The following is a 13,217-nucleotide window of genomic DNA, read 5'->3' as shown; positions in this document are numbered from 1 at the left end:
TTCGAAACGCTTGGATGCGCGCGCGGCTTGACGTAAGCTGGTACTCGCAAATCACTACAAAAAGGAAAATTTCCATGAGTGTGCGTGTATCTGGTAAACATATGGAGATCGGTGAATCTTTCCGTCAGCGGATTGAGGACAATATAGGTCTGGCAGTTACCAAATACTTCGATGGGGGGTATTCAGGCCAGGTAACCGTGGAGAAGTCCGGATCGCGTTTTGCCGCCGATTGCAAGCTGCATCTCGATACCGGCGTTGTATTGCATGCAGCGGGTCAGGCAAATGATCCGCAGGCAAGCTTCGATGCCGCCGCAGAGCGGATCGAGAAGCGCCTGCGTCGCTACAAGCGCAAGCTTAAGGACCATCACAGTGGTTCGAATGGCGTGTCGCAGGAAATCGCCTATACGGTGATGGATGCTGTTCCCGATGAGGACCATGAGGTTCCCGAGGATTACGCGCCCACCATCGTTGCGGAGAGTTCGAAACAGATAAAGACTATGTCCGTTGCCAGCGCCGTGATGGCGCTCGACATGACGGACGAACCGGTTCTGCTATTCCGCAGCCCGGGCAAGGAATATCTCAACATCGTCTACCGACGTCATGACGGCAATATTGGCTGGATCGACGCGGAAACGATCAAGAGCTGAACAGTCTGACAAGACGTGGGAGGCAGAGCGCGAAAGCGCATCTGCCTTCTGCATCGTCTCGATGGCATGAAGGAAAAAGAGAATGGCGTTGGCAGATTTGCTGCAACAAGATGCGATTATTCCCGCCCTCAAGGTGAATTCCAAAAAGCAATTGCTTCAGGAGCTGGCCGCAAAGGCAGCCAGAATTACCGGGATTTCGGAACGGGAAGTTTTCGACGTCATCCTCCAGCGTGAAAAGCTCGGCTCCACCGGCGTCGGCCACGGCATCGCCATTCCGCATGGCAAGCTCGCCAGCATTCATCAGATTACGGGCGTCTTCGCACGTCTTGAAACGCCGGTCGATTTCGAAGCGCTGGACGACCAGCCGGTCGACCTGGTTTTCCTTTTGCTTGCGCCTGAGGGCGCCGGCGCGGATCACCTGAAGGCGCTGTCTCGAATTGCGCGCGCCCTGCGCGACCCTGAACTGGTGGCCAAGCTGCGCGCCACCGATTCCGACACGGCAATCTACGCTTTCCTCAATCAGGAACAGGCGACGGCGGCCTGATCCGTCGCCGCTGATCTCAGGTTTTCATGACAATAAAAAACGCGCCTCAAGGGCGCGTTTTTTATTACACAGGCAGGAATGCCTCAGGCATCCTTCTCATTGACAGACGCCGTGCCGGGTTCGGCCGATGTGGCGGTTTCCACCTTCGGGCCACCCTTGGCAACGCCAACCATGGCGGGGCGCAGGACGCGGTCACCGATGGTGAAACCGGCCTGAATAACCTGAAGCACGGTGTTGTTCGGAACTGCCGGATTGGGGATTTCAAACATGGCCTGGTGGAAGTTCGGATCGAACTTCTGGCCCTCGGCGTCGATCTTCTTGACGCCATGGCGCTCGAGCGTTGACAACATCGAGCGTTCGGTCATCTCGACGCCTTCGATCAGGCCGTTGAGACCGGCTTCGCCATTGGTCTTGAGCTCATCCGGGATGGCCTCGAGCGCGCGGCGAAGATTGTCGGAAACGGCGAGCATGTCGCGTGCAAAACCGGCCAGCGAATAGGCCTTGGCGTCCTTGACGTCGCGCTCGGTACGGCGGCGAAGATTATCCATTTCGGCGGCGAGACGCAGGAACTTGTCGCGCAGATCGGCATTTTCAGCCTTCAGCAGCTCGACCGGATCGGGTTCGGCAGCATCAGTCGGCTCTTCCCCGGCAAGTGCTGGATCGAGAAACTCTTCGGCGATGTCCGCGTCAGGTCCGGGCTTTTTTGTATCGTCGGTCATGACGTTCTCCAGATTTGAATATTGTTGGTTGCGCCCGATATCGAGCTTTGGCGGGCAAAAATCAAGGCTTGCGGCGAAAAGCTTGCCGCATTCTCCAACCTTGCGGGCTTGTCCTATCTCTGTTTTCGGGAAAGGCGGGCCATGATCTGCGCGGTGTAGTCGACCATGGGGACAATACGGGCGTAATTCAGCCTTGTCGGCCCGATGACACCAACCGCACCCACGACCCGGTTGTCCTCATCGCGATAGGGCGCAACGATCAGCGATGAACCGGACAGCGAAAAGAGCTTGTTTTCCGAGCCGATAAAAATCCTGACCCCCGAACCGCTTTCCGCAAGGTTGAGGATTTCGATGAGATTTTCCTTGCGCTCCAGATCGTCGAACAGCAGACGCACACGGTCAATGTCTTCTTCGCCGGCCAGGCCTTCGAGCAGGTTGGAACGTCCGCGAACGATGAGGCGGCCGAGCTTGCCCTCCTCATTGTCACCCGCCCAGACGGCAAGACCGCGTTCGATGAGGTCTTGCGCCAGCGTGCCGAGTTCCGATTGCAATTGCGCTTGCTGCGTCTGGAACTGGCCGCGCAGTTCCTGCAGCGTCTGGCCGGAGAGGTGGGCGTTGATGAAGTTGGCCGCCTCGGTCAATTGCGATGAGGATATACCGGCCGGCAATTCGATGATGCGGTTTTCGACCTGATTATGATCGCCCACCAGAACGGCGAGCGCCTTGGTGGGCTCCAGCCGGATGAATTCGACATGTTTGAGGATGACATCGTTCTTGGCCGTCAGCACAAGGCCGGCGCCGCGCGACATGCCCGACAGCATGCGGCTTGCCTCGGTCAGCAGCCCTTCCAGCGATTGTTCGTGGCCGGCGACAGGACCGATCTGCCGATCGATATTTGCCCGCTCGTCGGCGGGCAGATCGCCCACCTGCATGAAGGCATCCACGAAGAAACGCAGCCCCGTCTGGGTGGGCAGGCGTCCGGCGCTGATATGCGGCGAATAGATGAGGCCCAACTCTTCGAGATCGCTCATGACATTGCGAACGGAGGCGGGTGAAAGCGACATCGGCAGCAGCCGCGACAGGCTGCGCGATCCCAGGGGTTCGCCAGTGTCGAGATAACCTTCAACGATGCGCCGGAAAATTTCCCGCGACCGTTCATCCAACAGCGATGCCTGATCTTTTGAAAGCGGTGCTGAAAAACCCATCACGTCCGTTCTTTGTCGTCCAAATCTACTCTGAGCCAATATAATGCGTTGCGCCGCTGCGGCAAAATGGAAATTGGCTTTGCAAAAGCCCGGAGCGCGCCTTAGAAGGCAGGAACCAACATGGAGAGTAGATCAAATGCGGCCTTCAGGCAGAAAAACCGATCAGATGCGCAAGGTTTCCTTTGAGCGCAATTTCTCGAAACATGCGGAAGGCTCCTGTCTGGTCAAATTCGGCGACACGCATGTGCTCGTCACCGCAAGCCTTGAAGAAAAGACGCCGCCATGGCTGCGCAACAGCGGCAAGGGCTGGGTGACCGCCGAATACGGCATGCTGCCGCGCTCCACCCATGAGCGCATGAAGCGCGAAGCCGCTTCCGGCAAGCAGGGCGGCCGCACGCAGGAAATCCAGCGCCTCATCGGCCGCTCGCTGCGCGCCGTCGTTGATCTGCAGGCACTCGGCGAACGCCAGATCAGCATCGACTGTGACGTCATCCAGGCCGATGGCGGCACACGCACGGCCTCCATCACCGGCGCATGGATCGCCCTGCATGATTGCCTGAAGTGGATGGAAACCCGCAACATGATCAAGGTCGAGAAGGTCCTGAAAGATCATATCGCCGCTATCTCCTGCGGCATCTTCGCGAAACAGCCGGTCATCGATCTCGACTATCTGGAAGACTCTTCCGCCGAGACCGATGCGAATTTCGTCATCACCGGCTCCGGCGGCATCGTCGAGGTTCAGGGGACGGCGGAAGGCGCACCATTCTCCGAGGAAGAATTCCTGACGCTGCTTGGCCTTGCCAAGGCCGGATGCAGTGAACTGGTCGCCCTTCAGAAACAGACGATCGCCTGAGCCGACAGGAAACCGTGATGCGCAAGCTCGATACCAGAACGATCGTCGTCGCCAGCCACAACAAGGGCAAGATCGCCGAAATCGCCGACCTCATCGGACCTTTCGGCTTTTCCGCCAAGTCGGCTGCCGAGCTGAACTTCCAAGAGCCGGACGAGACGGGTACCACCTTCGAGGAAAATGCCGCCATTAAGGCGCTTGCCTCCGCGAAGGCATCCGGCCTGCCGGCCCTGTCCGACGATTCCGGTCTGGTGATCGACGCGCTGGACGGCGCGCCGGGCGTCTATACCGCCAACTGGGCGGAGACGGCCGACGGCACGCGCGATTTTGCAATGGCTATGCAAAAGGTCGAGGATGCGCTTGCCGAGCGCGGTGCGTCGAAAGCCGAAGATCGCACGGCCCGTTTCGTCAGCGTACTCTGCCTTGCCTGGCCGGACGGTCATGTCGAATATTTCCGCGGCGAAGTGGAAGGCACGGTGGTGTGGCCGCCGCGCGGAACGAGCGGTTTCGGTTACGATCCGGTCTTCAAACCGGAAGGTTATGACACTACATTTGGCGAGATGACGGCCGATGCGAAACACGGCTGGAAACATGGTGACGCGTTTGCGCTGTCGCATCGCGCCCGCGCCTTTAAAAAATTCGTAGAAACCTGCCTGGAGGCATGAACCCTATGGTCGGGGAGCATCATTTTTCTGCCCCCGGCGCATCGCTTCTGCCGGATACGGGCGATCCCGGTTTCGGGATCTATCTGCATTGGCCCTTTTGTGCGGCCAAATGTCCCTATTGCGATTTCAACAGCCATGTCCGCCACCGGCCGGTGGATCAGGAGCGGTTTACCGCGGCCTTTCTGCGTGAAATGGAACATATGCGGGCGCTCAGCGGACCACGGGTCGTTACCAGCATTTTCATGGGCGGTGGCACGCCATCGCTGATGGACCCGCAGACGGTCGCCGCAATTCTTGATGGCGTCGCGCGTTTCTGGCACGTGCCTGATGGTATCGAGATTACCATGGAAGCCAATCCTTCCAGCGTCGAGGCGGAAAGGTTTCGCGGTTATCGCGCAGCGGGCGTCAACCGCGTCTCACTTGGCGTGCAGGCACTGAACGACCGTGACCTGAAGTTCCTCGGCCGCCTGCATGATGTTGCCGATGCCCTGAAGGCCATCCGGCTGGCGCGGGAGATTTTCCCGCGCATGTCCTTCGATCTGATTTACGCCCGCCCGAAACAGACGGTGGCCGAATGGGACGCCGAACTGAAGGAAGCGGTCTCATACGCCGTCGACCACCTGTCGCTCTATCAGCTGACCATTGAGGAGGGCACGCCCTTTTACGGCTTGCATAAGGCCGGCAAACTGATCGTGCCGGATGGTGAGCATTCGGCTGTGCTTTATGAAGCGACGCAGGAAATCACCGAGCGTTACGGCATGCCGGCCTATGAGGTTTCCAATCACGCCCGCCCCGGCGCAGAAAGCCGCCATAACCTCACCTATTGGCGTTATGGCGATTATGCCGGCATTGGCCCCGGTGCACATGGACGCCTGACGAGGGGCGCCGCCAAGCTCGCCACCGCCACCGAGCGTCATCCGGAAACCTGGCTCGAGACCGTCGAGCGGGAAGGGCATGGCATGGTCGATCAGGAAATGCTGGGCGTAGATGAACAGGCCGACGAATTGCTGTTGATGGGCCTTCGCCTGCGCGAAGGCATCGATCTGGCCCGCTGGAGCGATCTTTCCGGCCGCGATCTCGACCCGGAGAAGGAGGAATTCCTTCTGCAGCACGGTTTCGTGGAGAGGCTTGGCAATTCCCGCCTGCGCTGCACACCTTCGGGCATGCTTATTCTGGATGCCGTGGTCGCCGATCTCGCCTGCTGACCGGCAGCCTTGCCGACCCTGAGACAATCGACAGATGAGAAGCCAAAAAAAAGCGGCCCGGAGGCCGCTTTTTTCATGCGTTGTTTTCGTTGATCAGCCGCTTCAACAGCTCAACCTCGTGGCCGAGCTTGGTGTCGCCGGAAATCAGTTCCTCGATCTTGCGCACCGCGTGGAGAACCGTGGTGTGGTCGCGACCGCCGAAACGGCGACCGATCTCGGGGAAGGAGCGCGGCGTCAGCATCTTGGCCAGATACATGGCGATCTGGCGCGGCTTGACGATGACGCGGGTGCGGCGGTTGGAAACCAGCTCCTGTCGCGACACATTATAGTGTCTGGCGACGATGCGCTGAATATCCTCGATGCGCACGCGCTTGGCCTCACCGCTTCCGACGAGGTGCGACAGCAGCTCATCGACACGGTCAACCGAGAGGTTCGGCTCAAAAGAGCGGCGGAACATCAGCTGGTTGAAGGCGCCTTCAAGCTCGCGTCCGCTCGCCGTCACGCTTTTGGCCACATGGGTCAGGATTTCGTCCGAAATCTCGAAAGACGGATCGTCCTGACGTGCAGAACCCATACGACGGTTGAGCATTTCATAGCGCATGTCGTAATCGGGACCTTCGATCTCGATCGCCATGCCGCCCTGAAGACGGGAACGCACACGCGGATCGAGCGATTCCAGCTCCCACGGCGCACGGTCTGCCGCCACCACGACCTGCTTGGCGCTGTCGAGCAGCATGTTCAGCAGGTGGCAGAATTCGTGCTGGATCATCTTGCCCTGCAGGAACTGCATGTCGTCGATGACGAGCAGATCGATATTGCGCAGCGTGTCCTTCAGCGTCAGGGCATCATTGTCGCGGATCGCAGTTGCAAAACGCCACATAAAATATTCAGCCGTCAGATAGACCACGCGCGGATTGCGCGGGCTGTCGATGGCGGCATTGGCGATGGCCTGCAGAAGATGCGTCTTGCCAAGGCCGACACCCGCATGGATGAACAGCGGGTTGAAGCGCACGGCGCCGGCACCGGCTTCGGCGATCGTCTTTGCCGCCGCAAGTGCGACACGGTTGGACGAGCCTTCGACAAAGGTATCGAAGGTGAAACGTGTATCGAGCGGCGAACCAAACAGCGGCCCGGAGCCACCCTGACGCAGGGTCGCCTGCGCCGCCGCAGGCTGTGCGGAAGGCGCTGTCGCGGGCTGCGACGGAATGAAGGACTTGTTACGCGGAGCCGCCCCGACTTCAGGTGCGGGCTGCACCCGTTCGTCAGTCTGCGCCGGACGAACCGGACGGCTGGCCGAGCGGACAAGAATTTCCACCTTCAGCACATCCGGATCCTCGCTCTGGACGAGGCTGGTGATCAAATCCATGTAACGGTTGTTGATCCAGGACTTCAGAAAGGTCGTCGGAACGGTAAAGCGGACGACGCTTTTCGAAACGGTATGGAGTTTAAGCCGTGCAAACCAGCTTGCATAGACCTCGGGACCAACCTGTGCCTTGAGCCGCGCGCTAAAACGTTCAAACAGCGCATCGTGCTTCATTGCCGATTTGTCCCCTGCCGCTTCTGAGCAAGCTGCATCACGAGCCTTCGGTGCGCGGTCCCCATCGGCCACCGCACCCATCGCCAAATTCAATTGCATATTGCCGCCTTTCAAATTGCCAATCATAGCCTGACGATCAAAAATCGATCGCCAGAGATCCCCCTCGTATTATTCCCGCCTTCAGCGCTCCCCTCGAAAGAGCATCAAAGGCTACTACTTGTTTGCGAGCCGGTTATCCCATTTCCCTCCCCCTCATGGAGAGGCCTGCGACACGCTAAAGACGCTCCTTTCGCCACAACCCTAAGGCGTATTCTTGAGGACAAAAAACCCCTGCCCGTTCCGAGACCGAAACGGCGCAAAAAGCTCCATGACCTGAGAAAACGGGCCTCGAAAGACCCGCCAGCAAGAAGGTGAATATCGTCGATATTATCATCGAGATAATCTGTGGACTGAGATCCGCACCCCTTGTTGAAATGCATTTAGGCAGGATCGTGGGGAGAGATCAATGGCGTTTTTTCTGCAAAAACTCAGAACGGCCATTGACTCACAAAGGCCGTTTTGCATCACCGGCAAGGCCCGAAGCAGAATCGCTTATGAATCAATGAGATTCAATTTTGGCAATTTTAGAGAGCCTGTTTTGGTAAAAAAATAAAAATCTTCTTGACTCAAAACTGGTCACGACTTCCGTAGAGAAAGCTTCCCATTTTCCGAGAGACCTCCAGCAAGTCATTGTTTTTATTTAATATTTCCTGTCGTCCATCTGACACGCGTTTGTCACGTTACGGCAGGAATGATTAACAGGCGGTTAGAATCACAAAAAGCCCGGTCAAAAGACCAGGCTTTTTGAATAGTTATTTGTGATTAGCCGGATTAGGCGGAAAGAGCCTTAACGCGCTGTGCAAGACGCGATACCTTGCGGGATGCGGTGTTGCCGTGCAGGACGCCGCGGGTAGCTGCGCGCTGGATCTCAGGCTGAGCTGCCTTCAGAGCTTCGGTGGCGATTGCCAGATCGCCGGAAGCGATGGCTTCCTCGACCTTGCGAATGAAGCCGCGAACGCGCGAACGGCGAGCCTTGTTGACTGCGGTACGGCGAGCGATCTTGCGGGTCGCCTTTTTCGCCGAAGTTGTATTGGCCATGTATGCCTCTCTTCGAATTCAAACCAAATTCCGCAACCAGAGGATCGGGTCGTTCGACGACCTCACTTAACCCAAGAATGCGGGAGTAATTTCGGACAAGCCGGATGGCTTTCCTTAACCGTGGGCGGGCATATACCGCTAAAGCGCACGTCCGTCAACGCGCAAATGGCGGAAAACGCCGATATTCCGACTCCTTAGAGCGGCGGAGACAAAAACGGAATCCTTCCGCCGCTCTAATTTTTACTCAGGCATCGGTTGATCCGAAAACCGCGTTACACTTTTCGGTCCGATGCCCCTAGCGATTCCGGAAAACGGGTTTGCGCTTTTCGATGAAGGCCGCCATGCCCTCCTTCTGATCCGCCGTTGCAAAGAGCGACTGAAAGGATCGCCTTTCGTATCTCAAGCCTTCCGCCAGCGACACCTCGAAGGAGCGATTGACGCTTTCCTTGGCCATAAGAACCGAGGCACGTGACAGCGAAGCGATGCGGGTAGCAGCCTCCACCGCCTCCTCCATCAGATTTGCGGCCGGTACGATGCGCGAGACGAGACCGGCACGCTCGGCCTCCGCCGCATCCATCATGCGGCCGGTCAGAACCAAATCCATGGCCTTTGCCTTGCCCACCGCCCGTGTCAGCCGCTGTGAGCCACCCATGCCGGGAATGACGCCGAGGGTGATCTCCGGCTGGCCGAACTTCGCCGTTTCCGAAGCGATGATGAAATCGCACATCATTGCCAGCTCGCAGCCGCCACCGAGCGCAAAACCCGAAACGGCGGCGATAACCGGCTTCCTCGTCGAGGCTACCTCGTCCCAGCCGCCGAGAAAGTCGCCAACATAAGCGTCGACAAAATCCAGCCCCTGCATTTCCTTGATGTCGGCGCCTGCGGCAAATGCCTTTTCCGAGCCTGTGATGATGATCGCACCGATGGAATCATCGGCGGAGAAAGAAGAGAGAATGTGTCGCAGTTCTTTCAGAAGCACCGAGTTGAGGGCGTTGAGCGCCTTGGGGCGGTTGAGCGTGATGACGCCCACCTCATCACGCTTCTCGACCAGTATCGTTTCATAATCCACGGCAATCTCCCCTTCTCCGTTATTCCGGCCCATTACTCTTGGCTCAGTCACTTCTGGCAGGCGGCGCAATAGAAGGTCGAACGACCGGCCTGCACCACTCTTTCAACCGTACCCCCGCAGCCGGGTGTCCGGCAAGGCTGGCCTTCCTGATCGTAGACCGAAAAGGAATGCTGGAAATAACCGAGCGTTCCGTCCGTCTGTATATGGTCGCGCAAAGACGAGCCGCCGGCGGCGATGGCGTCCGCGATAACGTCGCGGATTTTTTCCGTGAGATCGGTGAGCTGTGCTTTGGGCTTGCCTGATGTCGTCACCAGCGTTCCCGCTGCCCGCAAAGGAGAAAGATGAGCGCGCCACAGCGCCTCGCAGACATAGATATTGCCGAGGCCGGCAATGACCTTCTGATCCAGCAGCGTGCCTTTCAAGGGCTGGCTCTTGCCCGCAAACCGGCCTGCCAGATAATCGGCGCTCAATGCATTGCCTGTTGGCTCCGGCCCAAGCTCCGCAAAAGCCGGATAGAGATCGAGCTTGTTGCGCTCCACCAGATGCATGAAGCCGAAACGGCGCGGGTCATTATAGATGACGCAGACGCGCTCCTCTCCCTTATCCAGATGAAAGACGACATGGTCGTGCTTGCCATCCTTTGAGCGGGCATAATGAAACGCGCCGGGCGTATTGCCGGCTTCATCCGCCTCCGCCTCGACCCGGAACGAGCCGGACATGCCGAGATGGGCAATGATCGTCAGCCCGTCCTCCAGTTCGATCAAAAGATATTTCGCCCGGCGCCCAAGCGATATGATCGTTTTGCCTTCGATCAGCGTCGCAAAATCCTCAGGGAATGGAAAACGCAGATCGGGGCGGCCAAGGTGGAGTTTGCGGACCCTTGCCCCTTCCATGGCGGGGGCGAGGCCGCGTCTGACAGTTTCGACTTCTGGCAATTCTGGCATCTGGCTTATCCGGCAGTTTATCGTTAGGACCATGTGGTCTATACAATGCACGCGAAATGTCGCGCCCAGGCGATGCGGCAACAGATAGCGTCGCCATGGCGTTTCCGCTATGGTCCGCCACGCAATAATATGGAGACAGACGATGACCGATGCCCGCACCACCGCCGAAGGCGGCATGGAAACGTCCTATGGCTTTCACAAGGTGAATGAAGGCCAGAAGCAGGGGATGGTCAACGAGGTCTTTCACAAGGTGGCCAAGCGCTACGACATCATGAACGACGTGATGTCGGCCGGCCTGCACCGGCTGTGGAAGGACGCCATGGTGTCTTCGCTTTCACCGCGCAAGGATGCTTCCTATAAGGTTCTTGATGTGGCAGGCGGCACCGGCGATATCGCGTTTCGCATCGTTGAAGCCTCCAATCGTCTGGCGCATGCCACCGTTCTCGATATCAACGGCTCGATGCTTGCCGTTGGCGAAGAGCGCGCAGCCAAAAGGAAGCTCTCCGATAATCTGACTTTTGTCGAGGCGAATGCCGAGGATCTGCCCTTCGAGGCGAATACATTCGATGCCTATACCGTCGCCTTCGGCATTCGCAACGTGCCACGCATTGATGTCGCGCTGAAGGAGGCCCATCGCGTGCTGAAACGCGGCGGACGGTTGCTGGTGCTGGAATTTTCCGAAGTCGAAATGCCGTTGCTCGACCGCGTCTATGATGCCTGGTCGTTCAACGCCATTCCGCAATTCGGCAAGATGATCACCGGCGACGCCGAGCCTTATCAATATCTGGTCGAGTCGATCCGCAAATTCCCCAATCAGGAGGATTTCGCGGCGATGATCCGTACCGCCGGTTTCTCCCGCGTCTCCTATACCAATTACACCGGCGGCATTGCCGCCCTGCATTCCGGCTGGAAGCTTTAAGAGCATGGCCAGCAGAAGCAGGAGACAGGCATAAGCATGAGCACTTTGGGCGCATATTTCCGCCTCGCAAGGGTTGGCTGGGTTCTCGTGCGCGAAGGCGTCGTGCTGGCCTTGCCGTCCGACGACCTTCCTGCTCCCGCGCAAGCGTTGAAAGCACTGCTTAAACCCTTCGCCCGCAGCAAGGCCAAACGGGCGCAGCGTAGCGATCGGCTGGCAACAGCCGTCGAGCGGCTTGGACCGTCTTATGTGAAGATGGGGCAGTTTCTGGCCACCCGCCCGGATGTGGTGGGTGCCGATTTCGCCGACGATCTCGCAAGCCTTCAGGACCGTATGGCATTTTTCCCGGCCGCCGCGGCGAAGGCCAATATCGAGGGCTCGCTCGGTCGTTCGGTTTCTGATCTCTACAGGGAATTCGGCGATCCGATCGCGGCGGCCTCCATCGCCCAAGTTCACCCGGCAATGGTGGATACTCCGAAGGGACCGCGAAAGATGGCCGTCAAGGTCATCCGCCCCGGCGTGCGCCAGCGTTTCCAGAACGATCTGGAGGCGATGTATCTGATTGCCGACCTGCAGCAGCGCTTTGTCCGTTCAGCCCGCCGTCTGCGGCCAGTGGAGGTGACACGCACGCTGGAGCAGACGACCAAGATCGAAATGGATCTGCGGCTCGAGGCCGCCGCCCTTTCCGAACTTGCCGAAAACACAAAGGATGATCCCGGTTTCCGCGTTCCGGAAGTCGACTGGGAGCGCACTGGCCGCGATGTCGTCACCATGGAGTGGATCGACGGCGTCAAGATGTCGGATATCGAAGGGCTGAAGGCCGCCGGTCACGACCTGAACCAGCTTGCCGACACGCTCATCCAGTCCTTCCTGCGGCACACGCTGCGCGACGGCTTTTTCCATGCCGACATGCATCCCGGCAATCTCTTCGTCGATGCGAATGGCATGATCGTCGCTGTCGATATGGGCATTGCCGGACGCCTCGGCAAAAAGGAACGCCGCTTCCTCGCCGAAATCCTCTACGGCTTTATCACGCGCGATTACATGCGGGTGGCGGAAGTCCATTTCGAGGCCGGTTATGTGCCGGGCCATCACGATAAAGCCAGCTTCGCACAGGCGATCCGCGCCATTGGCGAGCCGATCCACGGGCAGCCGGCCGAGACGATCTCCATGGGCAAGCTGTTGACCCTGCTGTTCGAAGTGACCGAGCTTTTCGACATGGAAACGCGGCCGGAACTGGTGATGCTGCAAAAGACCATGGTGGTGGTGGAAGGCGTGTCGCGCATGCTCAACCCGCGCTTCAACATGTGGAAAGCGGCCGATCCGGTCGTCGGCGGCTGGATCAGGGACAATCTCGGCCCGAAGCGCATCGTCACCGATCTGAAAGACGGCATGAAGGCCGCTCTAAAGCTTGCTGAAGCGGCACCCGAGATCGCCGCCAAGACGGAAAAGCTGCATTCCGAACTGATGTATATGAGCGAAAACGGCTTGCGTTTTGATGCCCAGACAGCCGAAGCCATCGGCAAGGCGGAAGCGCGCCATACCAAATGGGGGCGGATTGCGCTGTGGGTGATTGCGCTGACGCTTCTCTATATTGCCATCCGAATCAGCTAAGACATATCTGAACCTGGAGGTGCGCGATGTCAGGGTTGGGCACCTCAGTTACCAAAAAAGCCTGTCCAGCCGACGTGACGACCGCATGCCATGCTCATGCAATCTAATGAAGAATAGTGACCTGATCTTCTCAACGAAACAGGTGACCGATGCGATTGTTCACAC

13 protein-coding genes are annotated in these 13,217 nt (G+C 58.4%); 7 read left to right on the top strand and 6 right to left on the bottom strand.

Annotated elements, in window-relative coordinates:
* The first annotated feature begins 74 nt into the window (after positions 1 to 74).
* Together hpf and ptsN are read left to right on the top strand one after the other, a co-directional pair.
* Positions 75 to 647 carry a ribosome hibernation-promoting factor, HPF/YfiA family gene (gene hpf, locus FCH38_RS14170; protein WP_149898399.1) on the top strand — a complete coding sequence of 191 codons (573 nt, stop codon included), beginning with the start codon at positions 75 to 77 and terminating at the stop codon, positions 645 to 647.
* A gap of 82 nt (positions 648 to 729) precedes the next feature.
* Positions 730 to 1,191 carry a PTS IIA-like nitrogen regulatory protein PtsN gene (ptsN, locus tag FCH38_RS14165; RefSeq protein ID WP_149898398.1) on the top strand — a complete coding sequence of 154 codons (462 nt, stop codon included), beginning with the start codon at positions 730 to 732 and terminating at the stop codon, positions 1,189 to 1,191.
* An 83-nt stretch (positions 1,192 to 1,274) separates the two neighbouring features.
* Here the strand turns inward: ptsN and grpE are convergent, their stop codons facing one another.
* On the bottom strand, positions 1,275 to 1,910 hold the full coding sequence (grpE, locus tag FCH38_RS14160; protein ID WP_153515202.1) for a nucleotide exchange factor GrpE: 636 nt from the start codon (positions 1,908 to 1,910) through the stop codon (positions 1,275 to 1,277).
* Between the two features lie 113 nt (positions 1,911 to 2,023).
* The gene (gene hrcA, locus FCH38_RS14155) at positions 2,024 to 3,115 is read right to left on the bottom strand and encodes a heat-inducible transcriptional repressor HrcA (protein ID WP_149898396.1); all 1,092 of its coding nucleotides are present in this window, start codon (positions 3,113 to 3,115) and stop codon (positions 2,024 to 2,026) included.
* 136 nt (positions 3,116 to 3,251) lie between these two features.
* On the opposite strand from hrcA, the gene rph reads away from it, so the two are divergent.
* From rph to hemW, 3 genes are read left to right on the top strand one after another with little or no spacing between them, the layout of a single operon-like run.
* The gene (rph, locus tag FCH38_RS14150) at positions 3,252 to 3,968 is read left to right on the top strand and encodes a ribonuclease PH (RefSeq protein WP_149898395.1); all 717 of its coding nucleotides are present in this window, start codon (positions 3,252 to 3,254) and stop codon (positions 3,966 to 3,968) included.
* A gap of 17 nt (positions 3,969 to 3,985) precedes the next feature.
* On the top strand, positions 3,986 to 4,630 hold the full coding sequence (gene rdgB / locus FCH38_RS14145) for an RdgB/HAM1 family non-canonical purine NTP pyrophosphatase (RefSeq protein WP_153515203.1): 645 nt from the start codon (positions 3,986 to 3,988) through the stop codon (positions 4,628 to 4,630).
* Positions 4,631 to 4,635: 5 nt separating this feature from the next.
* Positions 4,636 to 5,835, top strand: a complete 1,200-nt coding sequence (gene hemW, locus FCH38_RS14140; protein WP_174374201.1) for a radical SAM family heme chaperone HemW — start codon at positions 4,636 to 4,638, stop codon at positions 5,833 to 5,835.
* A 73-nt stretch (positions 5,836 to 5,908) separates the two neighbouring features.
* Here the strand turns inward: hemW and dnaA are convergent, their stop codons facing one another.
* The 4 genes from dnaA to mutM all read right to left on the bottom strand — a co-directional run bounded on the left by dnaA (position 5,909) and on the right by mutM (position 10,522).
* On the bottom strand, positions 5,909 to 7,372 hold the full coding sequence (gene dnaA / locus FCH38_RS14135; RefSeq protein ID WP_423753170.1) for a chromosomal replication initiator protein DnaA: 1,464 nt from the start codon (positions 7,370 to 7,372) through the stop codon (positions 5,909 to 5,911).
* 870 nt (positions 7,373 to 8,242) lie between these two features.
* A complete protein-coding gene (rpsT, locus tag FCH38_RS14130; protein WP_149898392.1) occupies positions 8,243 to 8,509 on the bottom strand; it encodes a 30S ribosomal protein S20 in 267 nt (88 codons plus the stop codon).
* Positions 8,510 to 8,804: 295 nt separating this feature from the next.
* The gene (locus tag FCH38_RS14125) at positions 8,805 to 9,578 is read right to left on the bottom strand and encodes an enoyl-CoA hydratase (protein ID WP_174374140.1); all 774 of its coding nucleotides are present in this window, start codon (positions 9,576 to 9,578) and stop codon (positions 8,805 to 8,807) included.
* A gap of 47 nt (positions 9,579 to 9,625) precedes the next feature.
* Positions 9,626 to 10,522, bottom strand: a complete 897-nt coding sequence (gene mutM, locus FCH38_RS14120) for a bifunctional DNA-formamidopyrimidine glycosylase/DNA-(apurinic or apyrimidinic site) lyase (RefSeq protein ID WP_153515205.1) — start codon at positions 10,520 to 10,522, stop codon at positions 9,626 to 9,628.
* A 142-nt stretch (positions 10,523 to 10,664) separates the two neighbouring features.
* Here mutM and ubiE point away from each other — a divergent pair, with 142 nt between their 5' ends.
* Both ubiE and ubiB read left to right on the top strand, forming a co-directional pair.
* A complete protein-coding gene (gene ubiE / locus FCH38_RS14115) occupies positions 10,665 to 11,441 on the top strand; it encodes a bifunctional demethylmenaquinone methyltransferase/2-methoxy-6-polyprenyl-1,4-benzoquinol methylase UbiE (protein WP_149898389.1) in 777 nt (258 codons plus the stop codon).
* A 36-nt stretch (positions 11,442 to 11,477) separates the two neighbouring features.
* Positions 11,478 to 13,052, top strand: coding sequence for a 2-polyprenylphenol 6-hydroxylase (gene ubiB, locus FCH38_RS14110; RefSeq protein ID WP_153515206.1), 1,575 nt, complete (start codon positions 11,478 to 11,480; stop codon positions 13,050 to 13,052).
* Positions 13,053 to 13,217: the final 165 nt, after the last annotated feature.

This window comes from Agrobacterium tumefaciens (assembly GCF_013337285.1).
GTDB classification, from domain to species: Bacteria; Pseudomonadota; Alphaproteobacteria; order Rhizobiales; family Rhizobiaceae; genus Agrobacterium; species Agrobacterium burrii.
The sequence above is the reverse complement of the archived record's forward strand: the minus strand, read 5'-3'. Positions and strand labels throughout refer to the sequence as shown.